At 70.6% G+C, this 19,892-nt stretch carries 21 protein-coding genes; 14 read left to right on the top strand and 7 right to left on the bottom strand.

Translation table 11 applies throughout. The features are described 5' to 3' along the window. Complete coding sequence (locus tag ACLQ25_RS07260) at positions 1-441, top strand: heat shock protein transcriptional repressor HspR (RefSeq protein ID WP_425730214.1); 441 nt, start codon at positions 1-3, stop codon at positions 439-441. A 130-nt stretch (positions 442-571) separates the two neighbouring features. After that, positions 572-754 carry a hypothetical protein gene (locus ACLQ25_RS07255; RefSeq protein ID WP_425730123.1) on the top strand — a complete coding sequence of 61 codons (183 nt, stop codon included), beginning with the start codon at positions 572-574 and terminating at the stop codon, positions 752-754. Positions 755-826: 72 nt separating this feature from the next. On the opposite strand, the gene ACLQ25_RS07250 is transcribed toward ACLQ25_RS07255, so the two are convergent. From ACLQ25_RS07250 to ACLQ25_RS07240, 3 genes are all read right to left on the bottom strand, one after another. Beyond that, complete coding sequence (locus ACLQ25_RS07250) at positions 827-1,258, bottom strand: hypothetical protein (protein ID WP_425730122.1); 432 nt, start codon at positions 1,256-1,258, stop codon at positions 827-829. 209 nt (positions 1,259-1,467) lie between these two features. Beyond that, the gene (locus ACLQ25_RS07245; RefSeq protein WP_425730121.1) at positions 1,468-2,673 is read right to left on the bottom strand and encodes a cation:proton antiporter; all 1,206 of its coding nucleotides are present in this window, start codon (positions 2,671-2,673) and stop codon (positions 1,468-1,470) included. A 5-nt stretch (positions 2,674-2,678) separates the two neighbouring features. Continuing rightward, the gene (locus ACLQ25_RS07240; protein ID WP_425730120.1) at positions 2,679-3,179 is read right to left on the bottom strand and encodes a cation:proton antiporter regulatory subunit; all 501 of its coding nucleotides are present in this window, start codon (positions 3,177-3,179) and stop codon (positions 2,679-2,681) included. Positions 3,180-3,221: 42 nt separating this feature from the next. Here ACLQ25_RS07240 and ACLQ25_RS07235 point away from each other — a divergent pair, with 42 nt between their 5' ends. Continuing rightward, on the top strand, positions 3,222-4,298 hold the full coding sequence (locus ACLQ25_RS07235) for a hypothetical protein (protein WP_425730119.1): 1,077 nt from the start codon (positions 3,222-3,224) through the stop codon (positions 4,296-4,298). 99 nt (positions 4,299-4,397) lie between these two features. Here the strand turns inward: ACLQ25_RS07235 and ACLQ25_RS07230 are convergent, their stop codons facing one another. After that, positions 4,398-5,534 (bottom strand): epoxide hydrolase family protein, encoded by a 1,137-nt coding sequence (locus tag ACLQ25_RS07230; RefSeq protein WP_425730118.1) that lies wholly within the window; start codon positions 5,532-5,534, stop codon positions 4,398-4,400. An 84-nt stretch (positions 5,535-5,618) separates the two neighbouring features. Between ACLQ25_RS07230 and ACLQ25_RS07225 the strand changes: the two genes are divergently transcribed. The 9 genes from ACLQ25_RS07225 (at position 5,619) to ACLQ25_RS07185 (ending at position 13,712) form a co-directional block, all read left to right on the top strand. Then, on the top strand, positions 5,619-6,263 hold the full coding sequence (locus tag ACLQ25_RS07225) for a TetR/AcrR family transcriptional regulator (protein WP_425730117.1): 645 nt from the start codon (positions 5,619-5,621) through the stop codon (positions 6,261-6,263). Between the two features lie 85 nt (positions 6,264-6,348). Beyond that, on the top strand, positions 6,349-8,937 hold the full coding sequence (clpB, locus tag ACLQ25_RS07220) for an ATP-dependent chaperone ClpB (RefSeq protein ID WP_425730116.1): 2,589 nt from the start codon (positions 6,349-6,351) through the stop codon (positions 8,935-8,937). A gap of 101 nt (positions 8,938-9,038) precedes the next feature. Then, complete coding sequence (locus ACLQ25_RS07215) at positions 9,039-9,416, top strand: hypothetical protein (RefSeq protein WP_425730115.1); 378 nt, start codon at positions 9,039-9,041, stop codon at positions 9,414-9,416. A 138-nt stretch (positions 9,417-9,554) separates the two neighbouring features. Continuing rightward, entirely contained in the window at positions 9,555-10,133 is a 579-nt protein-coding gene (locus ACLQ25_RS07210) for a DUF4178 domain-containing protein (RefSeq protein WP_425730114.1), read from the top strand. 90 nt (positions 10,134-10,223) lie between these two features. Then, on the top strand, positions 10,224-11,021 hold the full coding sequence (locus tag ACLQ25_RS07205) for a hypothetical protein (RefSeq protein WP_425730113.1): 798 nt from the start codon (positions 10,224-10,226) through the stop codon (positions 11,019-11,021). A 72-nt stretch (positions 11,022-11,093) separates the two neighbouring features. Then, a complete protein-coding gene (locus ACLQ25_RS07200; RefSeq protein ID WP_425730112.1) occupies positions 11,094-11,750 on the top strand; it encodes a hypothetical protein in 657 nt (218 codons plus the stop codon). Between the two features lie 9 nt (positions 11,751-11,759). Then, positions 11,760-12,569: an SDR family NAD(P)-dependent oxidoreductase gene (locus tag ACLQ25_RS07195; RefSeq protein WP_425730111.1), complete on the top strand. Its 810-nt coding sequence runs from the start codon at positions 11,760-11,762 to the stop codon at positions 12,567-12,569. A gap of 168 nt (positions 12,570-12,737) precedes the next feature. Then, positions 12,738-13,277, top strand: coding sequence for an orotate phosphoribosyltransferase (pyrE, locus tag ACLQ25_RS07190; RefSeq protein WP_425730110.1), 540 nt, complete (start codon positions 12,738-12,740; stop codon positions 13,275-13,277). Positions 13,278-13,334: 57 nt separating this feature from the next. Then, positions 13,335-13,712, top strand: a complete 378-nt coding sequence (locus tag ACLQ25_RS07185) for an ArsR/SmtB family transcription factor (RefSeq protein WP_425730109.1) — start codon at positions 13,335-13,337, stop codon at positions 13,710-13,712. A 171-nt stretch (positions 13,713-13,883) separates the two neighbouring features. Here ACLQ25_RS07185 and ACLQ25_RS07180 read toward each other — a convergent pair whose 3' ends face one another. Further along, on the bottom strand, positions 13,884-14,699 hold the full coding sequence (locus ACLQ25_RS07180; protein ID WP_425730108.1) for a DedA family protein: 816 nt from the start codon (positions 14,697-14,699) through the stop codon (positions 13,884-13,886). Between the two features lie 121 nt (positions 14,700-14,820). Then, positions 14,821-16,371, bottom strand: a complete 1,551-nt coding sequence (locus ACLQ25_RS07175) for an LPXTG cell wall anchor domain-containing protein (protein WP_425730107.1) — start codon at positions 16,369-16,371, stop codon at positions 14,821-14,823. 181 nt (positions 16,372-16,552) lie between these two features. Here ACLQ25_RS07175 and ACLQ25_RS07170 point away from each other — a divergent pair, with 181 nt between their 5' ends. After that, positions 16,553-17,038 (top strand): SigE family RNA polymerase sigma factor, encoded by a 486-nt coding sequence (locus tag ACLQ25_RS07170; protein ID WP_357129616.1) that lies wholly within the window; start codon positions 16,553-16,555, stop codon positions 17,036-17,038. After that, positions 17,035-18,099 carry an LCP family protein gene (locus ACLQ25_RS07165; protein ID WP_425730106.1) on the top strand — a complete coding sequence of 355 codons (1,065 nt, stop codon included), beginning with the start codon at positions 17,035-17,037 and terminating at the stop codon, positions 18,097-18,099. The genes ACLQ25_RS07170 and ACLQ25_RS07165 overlap by 4 nt, the downstream gene beginning before the upstream one ends. A 58-nt stretch (positions 18,100-18,157) precedes the next feature. On the opposite strand, the gene ACLQ25_RS07160 is transcribed toward ACLQ25_RS07165, so the two are convergent. Continuing rightward, positions 18,158-19,711, bottom strand: coding sequence for an LPXTG cell wall anchor domain-containing protein (locus tag ACLQ25_RS07160; RefSeq protein ID WP_425730105.1), 1,554 nt, complete (start codon positions 19,709-19,711; stop codon positions 18,158-18,160). Between the last annotated feature and the right edge of the window lie 181 nt (positions 19,712-19,892).

The following is a 19,892-nucleotide window of genomic DNA, read 5'->3' as shown; positions in this document are numbered from 1 at the left end:
ATGTCGGGCGAGTTCCTCGGTTCGGGTGACCCTGCCTACGAGGCCAAGGTGCTCATGATCTCGGTGGCGGCGCGGATGGCGGGGATGCACCCGCAGACTCTGCGCCAGTACGACCGGCTGGGGCTGGTGCAGCCTGGCCGGGCGGCTGGCGGTGGTCGTCGCTACAGCGTCCGGGACGTGGTGCTGCTGCGCGAGGTGCAGCGGCTCAGTCAGGACGACGGGATCAACCTCGCCGGCGTCAAGCGGATCATCGGCTTGGAACGGCTGCTGGAGCAGGCGGAGCAGCGGGTCGCGCGGTTGGAGGCGGAGTTGGACGCCGCCTACCGCCGGGTGGCCGAGTTGGAGTCGCTGGCGCGCTTCCCGGGTCGGGATCTGGTGCCGACCAACCGCACGTCCACCGCGTTGGTGGTCTGGCGTCCTCGCCGCAACACCGACCGCTGACCCCACGTACCGCTTCCTCGGCCCGGCCCGCGCTCCGATTTTCCGGCGCGGACCGGGCCGCTTCCGTTAACCTGTCGATACGGGGTCCAAACGGCTTAATTCGGGCCTACCGGCATGGCGAGGGGAAGCGATGGCGGAGCCGGCGAAGAAAGTCGCTCAGCAGACGGAGGAGCGGTTGGAAGGCTTGGCCGCCACCGTCCGCGAGAAGTTCGACAAGGTCACCGAGGGAACGTTCCGCGACCGGATCAAGGAGGGACGATTCGCCGAGCAGGGCGAGCCGACCCGACCAGAAACGGACCGCAAGCGCGACTGACCGGCGACCGACGTACGGGCCGGGACCCACGGGGGGTCCCGGCCCGTTCGTCATGCTGGATGCGGTGAGGGCTCAGCCGAGGCGGCGGTTCTCGCGGACCAGGCCGCCCTCGCACCAGTCCCGGTAGACGAAGAGATCCGGCCGGGCCAGCAGTACGCGGCCATTGTGCGCCCAGATCCTCATCAGCTCGTCGCCGTCGCGCTCGGCCTGCTCCACGAGTTTGCGGAAACGGCGCTTGGGGTGGGCCCGGAAGTTCGTCCGGATGCCGTCGGCGGCGTAGATGTAGAGGCAGTGCAGCGCGAAGCGCCGGGCCGGGCACGTCGGGTCCATGGCCAGCTCGAAGAGCGTCAACACCAGCCGGTCACCCGAGACCAGGAGGTCCCAGTCGGGCGGCATGGACGCCAACGGGACCGAATCCGGCTGGTACGCCCAAGCTCGCAACTCCGCCGGGCTCGGATCGACGGGATTCACGAAGCCGTGGAACGTCGACTCCTGCACGCTCACCGGCCAACCTTCCGCTCTCGCCCGCGGGTGGCAACGCTGCCTGCGGACCCTGGCTGCTGGGGCGAAACGGTAACCCGCCGTCGGTTACTGCGGTAGTACCCGTAAGGCGCAATTCGGCAACCGTTGGCCGGCCCGGCCCGAACGGCCGTTCGGGTGCCCTGGCCAGCGCCGCTGTCGTACCTCGTGAGGTACGACAGCGGCGGTCGACGTCAGTCGTGGACGGGAACCGGTTGGCGCCGCTGGGCCAGGGCTCGGTTGCGCAACCACCGCTTGAACCACGGGAAGTCGGGCAGCCGGGCCAGGATCGGTCCGGTCACCACGGTGATGAGGACGTACGTCGCGGCGAGCGCGGCCAGCCGTGGCTCGACGCTGCCGGCCGCGACCGCGAGGCCGGCGATGACGATGGAGAACTCACCTCGGGGTACGAGTGCGAGACCGGTCCGCCAGCGTCCGGGTTCGGCGATGCCGACCCGGCGGGCCGCCAGGTAGCCGGTGAGCGTCTTCGTGCCCATGGTGACCACGGCCAGCGCGAGCGCCGGCAGCAGCACCGGCGGGATGTCCTGCGGGCTGGTGGTCAGGCCGAAGAACACGAAGAACACGGCCGCGAACAGGTCCCGCAGTGGGGAGAGCAGCTCGGTGGCGTGGTGGGCCACCGGGCCGGAGAGGGCGATGCCGACCAGGAACGCGCCGACGGCCGCCGACACCTGGAGCGACGCCGCGATGCCCGCGATCAGCAACGTCAGGCCGAGTACGCCGAGCAGCAGCGCCTCCGGGTCCTTCGCCGACAGGGCGGACGAGATCAGGTGGCCGTACCGGATGGCGACCACCAGCACGATCAGCACCGTGCCCACCGCGACGGTGAGCGCGATCCCGCCGCCGAGCAGGCCGGTGCCGGCCAGTACGGCGGTGACCAGCGGCAGGTAGAGCGCCATCGCCAGGTCCTCGATGACGAGCACCGAGAGGATCACGGGGGTCTCGCGGTTACCGAGCCGACCCAGGTCGGCGAGGACCTTGGCGATCACGCCGGACGAGGAGACCCAGGTGATGCCGCCGAGTACGAGGGCGGCCACCCAGTCCCAGCCGAGCAGCAGCGCGAATCCCGCGCCGGGCAGCGCGTTGAGCACCCCGTCGATCAGACCGGCGGGTGCCGCCGAGCGCAGGTTGCCGACGAGCTCGTTGGCCGAGTACTCCAGGCCGAGCATCACGAGCAGGAGGATGACGCCGATCTCGGCGCCGACCGCGAAGAACTCCTCGCTGGCGTCCAGCGGCAGCAGCCCGCCGTGCCCGAACGCGAGCCCGGCGAGCAGGTAGAGGGGGATGGGAGAGAGGCCGAAGCGCCGGCTGAGCCGGCTCAGGAGCCCGAGCAGAAGCAGGAGCGCACCGACTTCGATGAGCAGCGTGGTGAAATCGTGCATCCGCCTCAGCCGTCCGGGTCACTGTCGGCGAGGATGGCGGACACACCGTCGAGACCTCTGCGGGTCCCGACGACGACCACCACGTCACCGGCGGCGAAGCGGAACGAGGGGAGCGGCGAGACGATGACCTCGCCGTCACGCAGCACCGCCACGATGGAGGCGCTGGTGCGGGTACGCGCCTTGGTGTCCGCGAGCGGACGGTTGACGTACCGCGACCCTGCCGGAATGGCGATCTGCTCGGTGAGCAGCCCGGCGGCCTGCTCGCGCAGCCCGGAGAGCTGACCGAGCATGAGCGACGCGCCGAGGATGTCGGCCAGAGCCTCGGCCTCGTCGTCGGTCAGCGGGATGTCCGCCTGGCAGGCGTCGGGATCGTCAGGGTCGTAGAGGACAAGATCACGTCGGCCGTTGCGGTGGGAAACCACGCCGAGCCGCCGGCCGGATTCGGTCACCAGATCGTGACGCATTCCGATGCCCGGTAAGGCAGTCTGTTCCACACGTACTCGCACCCGGGCAAGGCTACCGCTTCGGAGACGGCGATGATCGGACGGATGTCGAGTCGGGCAGGGATGCTGCTGCTCGTACCTCTGTTGGCTGGGTGTTCGATCGGCGATGTCCGCCGTAAATCGCCGACCGCGTCGTCCCGGGCGACCACCGCGCCGTCTCCAACGGCCGCCGTCGCGCAGGAGCGCCGCGTCCGGGTCGCCGTTCCCCAGCGGTACGACCCGCCGTACGTCGAGTTCGTCGACGCCGAGCACGGCTACGCCCTCTTCGCCAACTGCGGCGAGCCGCCGCCCGGCGACGACTGTCCGGCGCGACTGTTCACCACCCTTGACGGCGGACGGTCCTGGCGGGAGTTGCGACATCCCCACCCGGCGGCGGAGAACCACCAGCTCTACGCCGCGCCGGGGGTTCTGACGCTGTGGGGTGAGCCGCACGGCTGGTGGACCTCGACCGACGGTGGCACCTCGTTCACGTACGCGCTGAACGGGCCGCCGCCGCAGTGGGTCGGTGCCCGAAGTCGATTTCAGGTGATCGAGGCCAGTGATCAGATCGGCGAGTGGGACGGCGAACGGCTGCGCCCGCTGGCCGCGCGGCCCGGCGTACCCGGATTGAACGCGGTCGACGCGGGCGACGGGCCGCTGGTGGTCGCGACCGGGGAGAAGGACGGGAAGCGGTACGCGGCTGCCTCATTCGACCGGGGGCGGAGCTGGCAGCAGACCCCGGTGCCGGCACCCGACGGGCAGATCGCTGCCCTGCACGTGGTGTTCGAGCGGGACGGGACGGCCTGGCTGGTCGGGGAGCGGCCGGACCGCAGATCCTTCCCGGCGCTCTGGCGACTGCGCCGAGGGTGGGATCCGATCCGCGTCGACGGCGCTCCGCCACAGATCCAATCCGTCGCACCGATCGGCGGCGGGCTGCTCGCGGTGACCGGCCCGGCGGGCGCTGGGGCTGTCGGGGAGGACGGCCGCTACACCGGGTTGCCCTGGCCGATCGGCCCCGACCACAGCCTGTCCGTGCTGACCGACGGCACCATCGTGGCCGTCGGTGGGGACGGCGGGATTCTGCTCGGCGTCGGCAGGGTGGCCGAGCGTCGCTGGACGAAGATCATCCTCGACAACGCCTGACGCCGACCTTGATCGACTCGACTTCCGTGATGTCGCGGTGTCCCGGCGGTCCGGACAGCCCGACTTCCTGAAAGCCGAGTCGATCAAGGTCGAGCGAGGTCAGCGGAGGCTGGCGAAGAACTCGCGGATGTCGTCGACCAGGACGTTGGTCGCCTGGTGGGCGGCGTAGTGGCCGCCGACGTCACCGCGCCCCTCGACATCCGTCCCGTAGGCCGTCCAGCGGACGATGTTCGCGTGGTCGCGATCGGCGAAGCGGCGGATGGACTGGAAGTCGCCGGGGAACATGGCCACCGCGGTGGGCGCCGTGGTCGGCTCGGCCGGCTGCTCGTCGGCGTGGGCGTCCTCCCAGTAGAAGCGGATCGCCGGGGCGGCCGTACCGGTGAACCAGTAGAGGGCCACGTTGGCCAGGACGAAGTCGACGTCCAGGCTCTCGTCGAAGAGTTGCGCGTTCCAGGCCAGCAGCCCGATGGGCGAGTCGGCCAGCGCGTACGCCAGGGTCTGCGGCTGCTGGCTGTGCACCTGGTTGAAGGAGAACTTGTTCTCGTAGAACCACTGGAGGTGCCCCAGCGCCGCCCGGTCCGCCTCGGAGAGGTCGGTGAACTCGGCCGGGTCGCCGGCGGGGAACGAGAAGAGTTGGGTGACGTGTACGCCGAGCACGTGTTTGCGGTCGATCCGGCCCAGCTCGGGCGAGATCATCGAGCCGGCGTCGTTGCCGACCGCGCCGTAGCTGTCGTACCCCAGGCGGTTCATCAGCTCGGCCCAGGCGCGGGCCGTGCGGTGCCGGTTCCAACCGGCGCTGCGCGTGGGCCCGGAGAAGCCGTAACCCGGCAGCGACGGGATGACCAGGTGGAAGGCCGGCGCGGCCGGGTCGCTCGGCTCGGTGAGCGGGCCGATGACGTCCAGGTATTCGAGCACCGAGCCCGGCCAGCCGTGGGTGAGCACCAGGGCGGTGGCGTCCGGCCGGGACGACCGGACGTGCAGGAAGTGGATCTGCTCGCCGTCGATCTCGGTGACGAACTGCGGGTGGGCGTTGAGCCGAGCCTCGACCGTTCGCCAGTCGAACCCGTCGCGCCAGCGGTTGGCGAGCGCGCGGACCCGGTCGCCGCTCATCCCGTACGCGTCGCCGACACCGGGCAGCTCGGCGGGCCAGATCGTGCGGCCCAGGCGGGCGGCCAGGTCGTCGAGGGCGGTCTGCGGGATCTCGGCGCGGAACGGGCGGATCGCGGTGCCGGTCATCTCAGGCTCCTTCGGAACGGAATGTTTCGTTCTGCAATCACGATAACAGACCGGAACGATCCGTTCCAGTGTTAGTCTCAGGTCATGCCGACGACCTCCCCGAAGCCCCTGGCCGGCCGCCGCGCCCAGGCCGCCCGCAACGACGAGGTGATCCTCGAAGCCGCCCGTGCCGTCTTCCTCGACGACCCGAAGGCCCCGATCGCCGCCGTCGCGGACCGCGCCGGCGTCGGGATCAGCGCGCTCTACCGGCGGTACGCGGGCAAGGAGGCCCTGCTGCGCCAGCTCTGCCACGACGGGCTGCGCCGCTACATCGCCGTGGCCGAGGAGGCGCTCGCCGAGCCGGACGACTGGGCGGCGTTCGCCGGGTTCCTGGCCCGGGTGGTCGACGCCGACGTGCACTCGCTCACCGTCCACCTGGCCGGCACCTTCACGCCGACTGAGGAGATGGGTCGGGACGCGGTACGCGCGGGCGAGCTGGCCTCGGTGCTCGTCGAGCGGGCGCACGCCAGTGGGCGGCTGCGCGCCGACGTGGTCGTACAGGATCTGGGGCTGGTGTTGGAGGGGTGCGCGGCCGTGCGCGTACCCGACGTGGAGCGCACCCGTGAGCTGCGCCGCCGGCAGCTCGCGGTGCTGCTGGGTGGCCTCTCGACGGTGCCGGAGGCGGGCGAGCTGCCCGGCCCGGCGCCGGCCGCCGGGGAGTTCGACTGGCGGTGGCGACACCGCGAGTGATGGGCGTCACACGCTAAGGTTGAGTGGAATACGCTCAACTTTGGTTGCGTCCAAGACAATGGACAACGCCGATCCGGGGGAGCCCATGAACACCGAGAAACTCACCACCAAGAGCCGCGAGACCATCACCGGCGCCGTCTCCCTGGCCAACCAGCGTGGCCACGCCACCGTGGAGCCCTGGCACCTGCTGCTGTCCCTGCTCGACACCGAAGGCTCAACCGCCGCCGGTCTGCTGCGCGCCGTCGGGGCCGACCCCGCCGAGCTGCGCCGGGCCACCGAGCGTGCGGTCGACGCCCTGCCGGCCGCGCGGGGCTCCAGCATCGCCGAGCCCACCCTGGCCCGCGAGTTCGTCAACGCCATCGGGGCCGCCGAGCAGATCGCCCGCCCGCTGGGTGACGAATACACCTCCACCGAGCACCTGCTCGCCGGTCTGGCCCGCGTGGGCGGTGCCGTGTCGGCCGCGCTCAAGTCGGCCGGTGCCACCGAGGAGGCCCTGATCGCGGCCTTCCCGACCGTTCGGGGCGGGGACCGGCGGGTCACCACCGCCGACCCCGAGCAGACCTACCAGGCGCTCAGCAAGTACGGCGTCGACCTCACCGCCAGCGCCCGCGACGGCAAGATCGACCCGGTCATCGGCCGGGACTCCGAGATCCGCCGGGTCATCCAGGTGCTCTCCCGGCGTACGAAGAACAACCCCGTGCTGATCGGCGAGCCCGGCGTCGGCAAGACGGCCATCGTCGAGGGTCTCGCCCAGCGGATCGTGGCCGGCGACGTGCCGGAGTCGCTGCGCGACAAGAAGCTGGTCTCGCTGGATCTCGGCGCGATGGTCGCCGGGGCGCAGTACCGGGGCCAGTTCGAGGAGCGGCTGAAGTCCGTCCTGGAGGAGATCAAGAACTCCAACGGGCAGGTCATCACGTTCCTCGACGAGCTGCACACCGTCGTCGGCGCCGGCAAGGGCGAGGGCTCGATGGACGCCGGCAACATGCTCAAGCCGATGCTGGCCCGTGGTGAGCTGCGGATGGTCGGCGCCACCACGCTTGACGAGTACCGCGAGCACATCGAGAAGGACCCGGCGTTGGAGCGGCGCTTCCAGCCGGTGCTGGTCGGCGAGCCGACGATCGAGGACACGATCGGCATCCTGCGCGGGCTCAAGGAGCGCTACGAGGTGCACCACGGCGTACGGATCACCGACGCCGCGCTGGTCGCCGCCGCCACGCTCTCCGACCGGTACATCACCGATCGGTTCCTGCCGGACAAGGCGATCGACCTGGTCGACGAGTCCGCGTCCCGGCTCCGGATGGAGATCGACTCCCGGCCGGTCGAGGTGGACGAGATCGAGCGGGCCGTGCGCCGGCTGGAGATCGAGGAGATGGCGTTGGCCAAGGAGCCCGACGCCGCCTCCGCCGAGCGGCTGGCCCGGTTGCGCCAGGAGTTGGCCGACAAGCGCGAGCAGCTCACCGTGCTCTCCGAGCGCTGGCAGACCGAGAAGAGCCACATCACCAAGCTCTCCACCGCCAAGGAGGAGTTGGAGCGCCTGGGCGGCGAGGCCGAGCGGGCCGAGCGCGACGGCGAGCTGGAGCGCGCCGCCGAGCTGCGGTACGGCCGTATCCCGGCCCTCAAGGTCGAGCTGACGCAGGCCGAGGAGGAGCTGGCCCGGCTCCAGGCCGACGGCGCGATGCTCAAGGAGGAGGTCGGCTCGGACGACATCGCCGCGGTCGTCGCCGCCTGGACGGGCATCCCGGCGGGCCGCCTGCTGGAGGGCGAGACGGCCAAGCTGCTGCGGATGGAGGAGTCGCTCGGCAGCCGGGTGGTCGGCCAGGCCGAGGCCGTCGGCGCGGTCTCCGACGCCGTACGCCGGGCCCGGGCCGGTGTCGCCGACCCGGACCGCCCGACGGGCAGCTTCCTCTTCCTCGGCCCGACCGGCGTCGGCAAGACCGAGCTGGCCAAGGCGCTCGCCGAGTTCCTCTTCGACGACGAGCGGGCGATGGTCCGTATCGACATGAGCGAGTACGGCGAGAAACACACCGTCGCCCGCCTCGTCGGCGCCCCGCCCGGCTACGTCGGCTACGAGGAGGGCGGCCAGCTCACCGAGGCCGTCCGCCGCCGGCCGTACTCGGTGATCCTGCTCGACGAGGTGGAGAAGGCGCACCCGGACGTCTTCGACGTGCTGCTCCAGGTGCTGGACGACGGTCGGCTCACCGATGGCCAGGGCCGGACGGTGGACTTCCGCAACGCCATCCTGATCCTCACCTCCAACCTCGGGTCGTCGGTGATCAGCGACCTGACGCTGGCCGAGGAGCAGCGCCGCGAAGGCGTCCTCGCCGTCGTCCGGTCGCACTTCAAGCCCGAGTTTCTCAACCGGCTCGACGACATCGTGGTGTTCGCGGCGTTGCGCGGGGACGATCTGCGCTCCATCGTGGACATCCAGCTCGACCGGATGCGACGCCGTCTGGCCGACCGGCGACTCGGCCTGGAGATCACCGAGGCGGCGCGGGGCTGGCTCGCCGAGCACGGCTACGACCCGATCTACGGCGCCCGACCGCTGCGCCGCCTGGTGCAGACCGCCATCGGCGACCAGTTGGCCAAAGCCTTGCTGAGCGGAACCATCCGAGACGGCAACACGGTCAAGGTCGACCTGGACACCCCCACCTCTCTGACGGTCACCCCCGCCTGAGCCCCGCGATCAAGAGGTTTGCGTCATCGGGACGTCTTCTCATGACGCAAACCTCTCGATCAACAGGGTGAGAGGCGGGCCAGCGGGGAAAGGAGTGGGGCATGTTCGGGATGAGTAGGTGGGAGCGGGACCTTCGGGCGGCGGTCGACGAGTTGACGACCGCCGACACGCTGGCCTTCGGCGGTGTCGGGTTCGCCGGTGAGGTGCTGCCGGTGACCGAGGCGTACCACCGCGTCGAGGCAGCACTCGACGAGCACCCCGAGGAGGTACGCCGGCAACTCGACCATCTCCTGGCCGAGGGCTCGCCCGCCGGCCGCGCGTACGCGGCGACGCTGCTGGAACGAGCCGACCCGGCGGCCGCCCAGGACACCTGGACGTCGCTGCGCGGCGACTCCACCGAGTTCACCACCTTCGTCGGCTGCGTCATGGGTCGCTCCACCCTCGGCGACTACGCCACGCAGCGACTCGCGGCGGCCTGACAATCGCCGCACACCTCCACTCGTCCAGGGCCCGTTCCAGTGGCCCGCCGTGCTAGTTGAGCTTTCGGTCACGACGCGACTCATTTCGGTGCGCCAGGTTGTTACCGTCTGCGCCGACGTACCTGGGGAGGTGGTCGGGTGGACGGGTCGCTGGCGTCCCTGGTGGGGGCCGTAGTCGTACTCATGACGGTCGTGCTCGTGGCCGTCGTGCGCGCCCGGCGCCGGGCCGCGGCCCGGCCCACCGGCCTCCCGCCGACCCGCCGGCTGGCCCCGGGTGACCGCGTGCGGATCCGCCAGAGGGAGTACGTCGTGAGCGGCACCATCCGACTGGTCGAGGGTGGCTGGACGTGGGTGCAGCACCTCCTCGACGACGCCTCCGGCACGCCGCACCGGCTCTCCGTGGAGGGTGACGGTGGTCCCGAGCTGGAGCTCGTGCTCTGGACCGCCGAGCCCGGCGCGACCGTCACCCCCGGTGCCCCGCAGATCGACCTCGGCGGGCGGCGGTACACCTGGAGCGAGACCGGGCAGGCGCGCTACACCTCCACCGGGGAGACCGGCCTGCCGGCGGCGGGGACGATGCGCTACCACGACTACGAGTCGGGTGGGCGTGACCGGCTCTCCTTCGAGGCGTACGGCGAAGAGGGCTGGCGGGTCGCGCGCGGTGACCTGCTCGATCCGGCCGACCTGACGATCCGACCCGTCGACGACGCGCGCTGAGCGACCTCGCCGGGCGCGCCGTTTTCGTCACGGCATGCCGCAGTGGCCGGTTGCCGATACGGTGTGGGCCCAATCTAGGAAAGGAGAATCGTGGTCGACTCCCCGAGCACGCCGACCCGCCAACGGCCCTCCACCGTGACGATTTCCAGCTACCTGCTCTACCTGTTCCTGGCGTGCCAGGTGATCAGTCTCATCATCACCCTCTCCACCATCGGCAAGACCCGGGACGTGCTCCGCGAGGCGTACGCGGGCAGTTCCGCCGACGGCGCGGAGCAGGTCGCGGACTTCTTCTTCGCCTTCGGCCTCGGCAGCGCGATCCTCGTGCTCCTGCTGGCCGTCGTGCTGGGCGTGCTGGCCATCTTCAACAACCAGGGTCGTAACGGCGCCCGGATCACCACCTGGATCGTCGGCGGCATCATGGTCTGCTGCACGGGTGGCACCCTGCTCAGCGGGGCGGCCGGCGGTTTCAACACCGGTGGGAGCGGCAGCGGCGACATGCCGAGCCCCGAAGAGGTCCGACGCCGCCTCGACGAGGCGCTGCCGTCCTGGATCACCCCGGTCAGCCTCCTGCTCGGCGTGGTCAGCCTGCTCGCTCTGCTGGCGGCACTGATCCTGCTGGCCCTGCCGAAGTCCAACGAGTTCTTCCGCAAGCCCGCCGCCGCGTGGGAGCCGCCGACCCCGGGCGCCAGCTACCCGGGCTATCCGCAGGCGTCCGGCCAGCCGGGCTATCCGCAGGCGTCCGGCCAGCCGGGCTACCCGTCGACTCCCGGCCAGGCGTCCGGGCCGGAGCAGCCGACCGCCCCGCCGGCCAACCCGTCCAGCTCGGACCGTCCGGACGACACGCCGTCGACGGACCGCCCCGGCACGACCCCGCCGTCGACGAGTTGATCCACGGATAGGCACGACGCCGACGATCCCTCCGAGTAGGTTGCAACCCGACGCCTACCGGAGGGATCCGTCGTGTCGTACCCCGAACCGGCACCGCCCCGCCGGCCCGCCGTGGTCCCGGTGGCCACGGCCGTGCTGCTCCTGATGGCGGTCGGCGCGCTCGCGTACGCCGTCGTCGACCTGGCGGTGCTGGGCCGGACGGTGGACGCGTTCCGCGCCGCGGCGCGGAACACCTCGGCCAGCCCGCAGCAGATCGACGGCCTGGTTGCCCTGCTGCGCGCGTCGGCGGCGCTGACCGCGGTGGTCGCCGGGCTGTCCGCGCTCGTGCTCGCCGGACTGGCCCTCGGACTGTTGACGGGTCGGCGAGGCGTACGCGTGGCCACCTGGGTGGTCTGCGGGCTCGGCCTGCTCTCGGCCTGTTGCAGCGTGGCGGTGCTCGTCGGCGAACGCGCCGCGCCGCTGCGGCTGGGGGCGGACGAGCGGGCCACCGCCGAGCTGTTGGGCCTGATTGCGGACGCGTACCCGTCCTGGTGGATTCCGCTCAATGCCGGGCTTTCCGTCGGGCAGGCCCTCGGTTACCTTGTGGTAGCCGCGCTGCTGGCCCTGCCGGCGGCGAACGCCTGGTTCGGTCGACACCGCCGCACGGCAGCGACCGCGCCGCCCGTGTTCCCGCCCGCGTCGCACCAACCCCCGCAGGCGCCGGCCACGCCCCCGTACCCGCCCAGGTGAGGACCGCCCGTGACGCTCGAATCCACGACCCCCGAGCGACGGGCCCTGATCACCGGTGCCACCGCCGGCATCGGCGCGGCGTTCGCCCGGCGCCTGGCGGCCGACGGCTGGCACCTGGTGCTGGTCGCCCGGGACGCGGATCGACTGGCCGCGATGGCCACGGAGTTGGGCGCCCGACACGGTCACGACGTCCAGACGCTGCCGGCGGACCTGTCCACCGATGACGGCTGCGCCACCGTCGAACAGCGGCTGGCGTCCGACAGCCCCGTTCACCTCCTGGTCAACAACGCCGGCATCAGCCTGAACAAGCCGTTCCTGCGCTCCACAGCGGAGGACGAGGCGCGGCTGCTCCGCCTCAATGTGCACGCCGTCATGCGATTGACACTGGCGGCGCTCCGTCCGATGACCGAACGGCGCGACGGGGCAGTGATAAATGTCTCTTCAGTTGCAGGGTTCGGCGCGGTGATGCCCGGATCGACCTACTCGGCCAGCAAGGCGTGGGTCACCAATTTCAGTGAGTCCGTGGGCCAGTCAGCCCGCCCTTTCGGTGTCCGGGTGATGGCTCTGTGCCCCGGCTACACCCGTACCGAATTCCACGAGCGGGCCGGCATCAACATGTCCAAAACACCGAACTGGATGTGGCTGCGAGCCGAGGACGTCGTCGAAGAGGGCCTGCGTGACCTGCGCAAAGGCAAGTTGGTGAGTGTTCCGGCGTGGAAGTACAAGGTGGCCGTCGCCGGTCTGCGGCACGCGCCGCGCCGGCTGCTGGAGGTGGTCTCCCGCGACACCCGCGGCCGGATCGGTCGCGAGGAACGCTGAGCCGCCGGCGCGTCGTCGCGCCGGAGACGCCGCCGTCGGTGGTTGGCGCACCGCGACCGAGCCGGTCGCTGAGCGTAGTCAGGCATCGCCAGTCATCGGTGTCTGACCGCCCTGATTCGCCGGGCCCGTCCACACGGCGTTCAGAGTCGCGCAGTAACCTCTATCGCCATGGGGGACCACGACGACCTGCGCAAATTCATTACCGACCTGGCTGTGGTCCACGGACGGGTCACGTTGTCATCGGGGCGTGAGGCCGACTGGTACGTCGATCTGCGACGCGTCACGCTCCATCACCAGGCCGCTCCGTTGGTCGGTCGGGCGCTGCTCGACCTCACCGCCGACTGGGAGTACGAAGCGGTCGGTGGCCTCACCCTGGGCGCGGACCCTGTCGCGCTCTCGATGCTGCACGCCGCCGCAGGAACCGGCCGCGCCTTGGACGCCTTCGTGGTGCGCAAGGCGGGCAAGGCACACGGTCTACAGCGACGGATCGAGGGACCGGAGGTGGCCGGCCGCCGGGTGTTGGCGGTGGAGGACACGTCCACAACGGGCGGAAGTGTGTTGACCGCCGTCGAGGCTCTTCGCGAGGCCGGAGCCGAAGTCGTGGGCGTGGCGGTTATTGTTGATCGAGGCGCCGGCGACGCGGTGCGAGCCGCCGGATTGCCGTACCGGGCGGCCTATACGTTGGCTGACCTCGGCCTTGTGGCGTAAAAGTCTGCCGATTCGTATCTGCTGATATGCAGGCGGATCGATGCTGCTGGTGGAAGGATGAAATACGTGGGAACTGCGTTGGCCGAAATGACTATGCCTCAGATCTCGCCGCTTGCCGGTGAGCCGATCGAACGTGCCGATGCCGAGCGTCTCGCGGGGGTCCTCAAGGCCCTTGCGGATCCCGCCCGGTTGCGGCTGCTCAGCCTGATCCAGTCGGCCCCCGAGGGCGAGGCGTGCGTCTGTGACCTGACCGCGCCGCTCGGCCTCTCCCAGCCGACGGTCAGTCACCACCTGCGTATCCTCACCGAGGCCGGCTTGCTGGAGCGGGAGAAGCGCGGTGTCTGGGCGTACTACCGGCTGGTCCCGAGTGCGATCGCGACGATCGCCGACCTGCTGACCCCGCCGCGTAAGCGGGCCACCAAGAAGGCCCGCTGACGTAAGGCGCTGCGCACCGTCTCGTACCCGGGGCGGTGTCCGGTGGCGAACCAGGGGTGGCGCCACCGGTAGCTGATACCTGCTCGTCCCCGGCCGCACCGCCGGAGGCCGGGTCCGACATGCCGACGGCCGACCCCCGCACCAGGGGGCCGGCCGTCGTCGTATCTCAGGTCAGCGCTCGTTACCGTGCCCGCGACGGTCGTGCGGGTGCTCGTCGTGGTCGAACTTCTCGCGCACCGCGTCGACGGCGCCCGCGGCGCTGGCCGCCGCGACGACCGCGACCGCCTCGCCACGCTTGCGCGCCCGCCGGTCGCGGAGGAACTCGAAGAAGATCGGCAGCACCGAGATCAGGACGATCAGTGCGACCACCGGCAGGATGTAGTGGTCGATCTTGTCGCCGATCGTCTTGTAGATCCGGTCGGCCAGCAGGTAGCCGATCAGAAGGATGCCGTCCACCCAGAGCACCCCGCCGACGATGTTCCACAGCAGGAACTGCCGAGCCGGCATGCCCAGCGCCCCGGCGACCGGGTTGAGGAACGTCCGCACGATCGGGATGAAACGCGCCAGCACCACGGCCTTGGCCGGGCCGAACTTCTGGAAGTAGTACTCGGCCTTCTCCACGTACTCCTTCTTGAAGAGCCGCGAGTTGGGCCGCTCGAACATCCGTCGGCCGTACCGCGCACCGAGCAAGTGCCCCAACTGCGCGCCGACGATCGCGCAAATCGGTCCCCCGATCAGCAGACCGGCCAGCGAGAGCCGGGTGCCGTCGCCGAAGATGGCGTCCGCCACCGGCGAGGCGGCCACACCGGCGAGGAACAGCAGTGAGTCGCCGGGGAAGAAGAAGCCCACCAGTAGGCCGGTCTCGGCGAAGAGGATCACCCAGACGCCGACCAGCCCGAAGGTCTGCAACAGGTCCTTGGGATCGAGCGGGTTCAGGGCGACGCTCTCCGTGAGAGCGCGGGTCTTCTCAGCTGTGTCCACGGCCACAAAGGGTACCGAAGCCCGCAGTCCGGGCCGCGCCGGACCGGTGCTCACCACCCGGTTGCCGGATACGACGGTGCCCCGCCGACCAGCGTGGTCGACGGGGCACCGGTACTGCCGGGATGGATCAGGCGACGAAGCGGGTCCGGCGGCGCTTGGCCACCAGGTAGCCGCCGACGCCCGCAGCGAGCAGCAGCGCGCCGAGGCCGGCGAGCAGGCCGGTCGACTGACCGGTGATCGGCAGCGTTCCACCGTCACCGCCACCCTGGCCGCCCGCGTTCACCAGGATCTTCGCGGTGTCGTTGGCGGGCTTCAGGTCCTCGTAGAAGCCGCCTTGGCACTCGCACGGCACGTTGACCTTGACCGAGCCGGTAGCGTCCGCGACGACCTTGTCGATCCGGAACTTGAACTCGCCGGTCAACTCCTCGCCGGCCGGCGCGAACGGACCCGGGTAGCAGCGGTAGGCGGCGGCACCCGGGGTACCCGCATCCGCCCACTCGGCGTCGTCACCGGTACGCGGGGCGCACTCGAACGGCACCTCGACGGCGGTGATGCCCTTCGGGACCGTCACGTCGATGAACGTCACGTCGGCGCCGCTACGGATGTGGTCCAGCGTCGCCGGACCGTTGTTCTTGAAGCCCAGCGGGACGGTCAGCACGGCACCCTTCTGGCCGGTGAGCGTGGCGCCGATGGCCTCCAGGTCAGCCCCGTTCTTGCCGGTCACCTGGACATTCAGGGAGCTCCAGTTGTTGTCGGGCTCAGTGTCGGTCTGCAGGGCGCGCCGCTGCTTGGAGGGAACCGCCTTCAGGGACAGCGTCTTTCCGGTGCCGCGCCGGGCCTCCGTGGCGCCGGCCTTCTTACGCACGCCGATGAGGGTCTCGAAGTCTCCCGGGACCACCCAGCGGACGTTGCTCTCCTGCTCACCCGGTGCGTACGTGTCCTTGGCGAGCTCGTAGTTGAAGGTCGCGCTGCGTCCCTCGCCCGCCGGAATCAACTCGGCGAACTCACAGGCGATGAGGTAGTCCTCGTCGTAGTAGCAGTTGTCGAACCGCTCCTTGGTCTGGATCCCGTAGTCGGTGTCGAAGAGGGCCACCAGGCCGTCGACCTCGGTCTTGCCGACGTTGTAGACCGACAGCGGGGCCTCGAACGCGCCACCGGGTGCCGCCTTCACCTCGACGTCGGGGCCGCCCGCGACGTCGACGCCTTCGGCGATCCGGATCCGAGAGGTATAGCCCGCGACCTCCTTGCCGCCGGCCCGAAGGCTGATCTTCAGCTCACCGGAGTCTCCCAGGGCTGCCTTGTCGGTCGGAGCGATGACGACCGCGCGCAGGTAGCCGCCAAAGGCCTCATCGACAGCGATGGGGAAGGGCTCATGGCAGAGCAACACGCCCTCACCGTCGGCCGCGCAGTCGTCCGCGCGCTCGCCAGCCAGGGTCACCTTGCCGCCGAGGCTGCGGTAGTCGTAACGGACCGAGACGTCGTTGAGAACGGTGGACTCGCTGCTGTACAGCGACGGCGACCGCACGACGCCGGGTGAGTCTGCGGCGACGGTGACGTTCTCGAAGTACATGTCGAACTGGGCAGCCGGAGCGGCGAGGGCCGGGCTGGCGGAGGCGGCGACGAACGCGCCTGCGACGCCCAGCCCGGCGAGCCAGCGCCGGGTGGAGTGCGTGAGCATGAGGGGGATTCCTCCAGTTGGGGGATTCAGGTGCAGCCCGTGGATCTTAAGGAACCGCTAAGGTTCGGCGTCGCCCCTACTCACCGCCTGGTGAGCAGGACGAACCGAAAGGTTGATCACCGCTACCGCAATGTTCAGCGCGTCCGCTCCCGTCATCTGAAGCAGGACCCCGGGAGGTGCAGTGACGTACGAGGAGTTCGCGGACACGCGACTTGCCCCGCTGCTGCGGTACGCGGTGATGCTCACCGGTGATCCGCACCAGGCACAGGATCTGGTGCAGGAGACGATGGTCCGGGTCCAACTGAACTGGCGGCGGGTCGCCCGCGCGGACTCGCCCGAGCGGTACGTGCGCCGCATGCTCACCAACCAGTACGTCGACTGGAAGCGCGGCTCGTGGATGCGTCGGGTGCTGCTGCGCGGGGAGCCCGACGAATCCCTCCCGGCGTCCGCCGACCACGCCCAGTCCGCCGTGGACCGGGACCAGATCTGGACCTGGCTGTCCCGGCTGCCCCGCCGGCAGCGCGCCACCCTCGTGCTGCGCTACTACGAGGATCTGCCCGACGCCGAGATCGCCGACATCCTCGGCTGTGCCGTCGGGACCGTCCGTTCGTCCATCTCCCGGGCCCTTGCCACGCTCCGGGCCGAGTACGTGGAGGTTCCCTCATGATCGAGGATGACCTGCGTGCCGCCTTCGCCCGGCACGAGCCGCTGACCCCGCCGACCGGCCCGCTGCGCGCCGCGATCGACCGCCTGACCATCCGCCGTCGCCGGCGGCGTCGCCGCTGGCAGGCCGGTGGCATGGCGTTGGCCCTGCTCGGGGTGCTGGGGATCGGCGTGCCGCTGCTGACTCCGGAGCGCGCGGGGCCGCCGCCGGCCGCCGAACTGCTCGGTGAGTCCGCCCGGCCGGTGCCAACCGGCGCTCTGAACATCCTGCTGCTCGGCATCGACGGCGACGGGTCGCCGGCGCCGCGGGCCGACGCGGTGCTGTTGGTGCACATCCCGGCCGACCGCAGTCGGCCCTACCTGGTGTCGTTGCCGCGCGATCTGAGGGTGCCGGTCCCCGGCCACGAGAGCGACAAGCTGAACGCCGCGTTCCCGCTCGGCGTCGGATCGACCCGGCCGGAAATGACCAAGGGGTACGAGTTGACCCGGCGCACGGTGGCCGAGCTGACCGGGGTACGGGTGGATGCCGGCGTGGTGCTGACGTACCGCGCCGTGAGCACGGTGACGGACACCGTGGGCGGCGTGCCGGTCTGCCTGCCTGACCAGGTGCGTTCCGTCCACACGAGGCGGGTCTTCCCGGCCGGCTGCCAACGTCTCGACGGTGCCGCTTCGATCGACCTGCTCCGGCAGCGCTACACGCTGCCCGGGGGGAGCCAGGACCGGGACCGCAACGCCCGGCTCTTCGCCGCCGGTCTCGTCCGCCAGACCACCGACCAAGGCGTGCTCACCGATCCGGTACGCCTCGCCAGACTGCTGGCCACCGTCGGCCCCGACCTCGTGGTGTCACCCGACCGGGCGGCCGTGCTGGAGCTGATGCGGCTCGTGCCCACGCTGCGGTCGGTCGAGCCGGCCGGGATCGGCCTGCCGGTCGTCGGGCCGAGCGGGAAGAACCGCTACCTGCGTACCGACCCGAAGCTCGCGCCGGAGTTCCTGACCGCGCTGCGGGAGGACCGCCTCGGCGACTGGGCGGCCCGTCACCCGAAGCTTATCGACCAAGCCCGGTGACTCGGTGGACTGCGACGGCACCCCGCCGCCCAGGGAGCGAACGGCAGCGGGGTGCCGGTCAGGCGACGAAGTGGCTGCTGCGACGTCGGGCGAGCAGATAAGCGCCGAGGCCGGCGGCGAGCAGTAGGCCACCGAGGCCTGCGAGCAGGCTCGTGGGGGTGCCGGTGATGGGCAGCGAACCACCGCCACCGCTGCCTCCACCGTCACCGCTGCCGCCGATCTGGCCCGGGTTGACCAGGATCGTGGCCCGGTCGTTGGCCGGCTTGATGTCGTCCTTGAAGCTTCCGCCGGCGGGACATTCGCACGACGCGTTGACCCGCACCGCGCCCGTGGCGTTGCGGATGACCTTGTCGATGCGCAGCCGGAACTCCACGGTGTAGCTCTCGCCCGCCACCAGGAGCATCTCCGAGGCGCACAGGTACGTCCGGGTGCCCTGGCGCAGCCAGCAACTGTCGGGAACCTCGACGGCGGTGGTGCCGGGCGGCAGCTCGACGTCCGTGTGGGTGGCGGCCTCCCAGTCGGCGTTCGTCGCGTCGAGCGTCGCCGGGCCGTTGTTCCGGAAACCGACGGTGGCCGTGACGACAGCGCCAGCCCTGCCCTTGAGCGTGGCGCCGATCGCCGCGAGGTCGGTGCCGTTCCTGCCGGTGACCTTGATGATCCAGCCGGTGTAGTCGTAGCCCGGGCCGACGTCGGTCTGATCGGCCTGCCGCATCCTGCTGGGTGCCGAGGTCAGGGTCAGCTTGGGACCGCTGCCACGCGCGCCTCCGCGAGCGCCGACGGCTTCGCGCACCCGGGTCAGGTCCTCGAAGTCGGCAACGGTCATGAACTGGGCATAGCCGGAGAGGTTGGTCGGGGCGTAGGCATCCCTGGCGAGCTCGAGGTTCAGTGTGCCGGTGAGGCCTTCGCCCACCGGGATCTCCTCGTCAAACTGGCAGGAGATCAGGTGGTCGTCGGAGTAGACGCAGTTGCTGAACCGATCCTTGGTCCGGATCGGATAGGGAAGGTCGAAGACCGCGACGAATCCGGTGATCGTCTTGTCGCCGACGTTGGACACGGCGAGCGGCACCGAAACCTTCCCGCCCGGCTTCGAGGAATGTTCGGTGAACGGCCCGCCGGCCAGGTCGACGCCCTCGCCAACGCGGACCCGCGAGGTGTAGCTGCCCCGCTTCCCACCGGCCGCCTCGAAGCTGACCACGAGGTCGCCAGAGTCGCCGAGTTGCGCCTCCTCGGTGGCGGCCATCTTCACCCGTTTGGTAACGCCGCGGTAGATCCCGCTGCCGAGCGGCGGTAGCTCATTGAGGGCGACACCGAACTCCTCCGCGCAGACGAGAACGCCCGGTTCCGGAGTCGTGCACGCCTGCTGGTCGGCCGGCGCGAGGCTGATTTTGTTGGCGAGAGAGCGGTAGTCGTACCGCACGGAGACGTCGTCGAGGTTCGCCGGCTCGTCGGCGTACAGAAACAGGCTTCTGACCTTCTCCGAGCCGACGGCCAGGGTGGAGTCCTGGAAGTACGGCTCGATGGTGGCCGCGGCGACGGCGGGGGCTGCGGATGTGGCGACCACGGCGCCCACGGCACCCAGCCCGACCAGCCAGCGGATCGAGTGCTTGAGCACGAGGGCCCTCCCGGGGAGTAGACGACGCTCGTACAACCTAGATGATCGATTCCAAGGGATGTGGGACCGCAAGTAGACGCGAGGGCGTCCATGATCGGCGTTGCCTAGGCAACGAGACCATGGAGGCCCCGTGCACACCGATCTGGACACCCTCGCGACCGCACTCTACGTCAGAATCGAC

The organism is Micromonospora sp. DT44, from assembly GCF_049841635.1.
Classification (GTDB): Bacteria; Actinomycetota; Actinomycetes; order Mycobacteriales; family Micromonosporaceae; genus Micromonospora.
This window is presented reverse-complemented; position numbering and strand designations above follow the sequence as displayed.

Bases quoted from the DNA above. Each gene is read 5' to 3' on its own strand.
- ACLQ25_RS07260 (WP_425730214.1), top strand. From the start codon at position 1: ATGTCGGGCGAGTTCCTCGGTTCGGGTGACCCTGCCTACGAGGCCAAG.
- ACLQ25_RS07185 (WP_425730109.1), top strand. From the start codon at position 13,335: ATGAAATACGTGGGAACTGCGTTGGCCGAAATGACTATGCCTCAGATC.
- ACLQ25_RS07255 (WP_425730123.1), top strand. From the start codon at position 572: ATGGCGGAGCCGGCGAAGAAAGTCGCTCAGCAGACGGAGGAGCGGTTG.
- ACLQ25_RS07230 (WP_425730118.1), bottom strand. From the start codon at position 5,534: ATGACCGGCACCGCGATCCGCCCGTTCCGCGCCGAGATCCCGCAGACC.
- ACLQ25_RS07225 (WP_425730117.1), top strand. From the start codon at position 5,619: ATGCCGACGACCTCCCCGAAGCCCCTGGCCGGCCGCCGCGCCCAGGCC.
- pyrE (WP_425730110.1), top strand. From the start codon at position 12,738: ATGGGGGACCACGACGACCTGCGCAAATTCATTACCGACCTGGCTGTG.
- clpB (WP_425730116.1), top strand. From the start codon at position 6,349: ATGAACACCGAGAAACTCACCACCAAGAGCCGCGAGACCATCACCGGC.
- ACLQ25_RS07245 (WP_425730121.1), bottom strand. From the start codon at position 2,673: ATGCACGATTTCACCACGCTGCTCATCGAAGTCGGTGCGCTCCTGCTT.
- ACLQ25_RS07235 (WP_425730119.1), top strand. From the start codon at position 3,222: ATGTCGAGTCGGGCAGGGATGCTGCTGCTCGTACCTCTGTTGGCTGGG.
- ACLQ25_RS07165 (WP_425730106.1), top strand. From the start codon at position 17,035: ATGATCGAGGATGACCTGCGTGCCGCCTTCGCCCGGCACGAGCCGCTG.
- ACLQ25_RS07215 (WP_425730115.1), top strand. From the start codon at position 9,039: ATGTTCGGGATGAGTAGGTGGGAGCGGGACCTTCGGGCGGCGGTCGAC.
- ACLQ25_RS07175 (WP_425730107.1), bottom strand. From the start codon at position 16,371: ATGCTCACGCACTCCACCCGGCGCTGGCTCGCCGGGCTGGGCGTCGCA.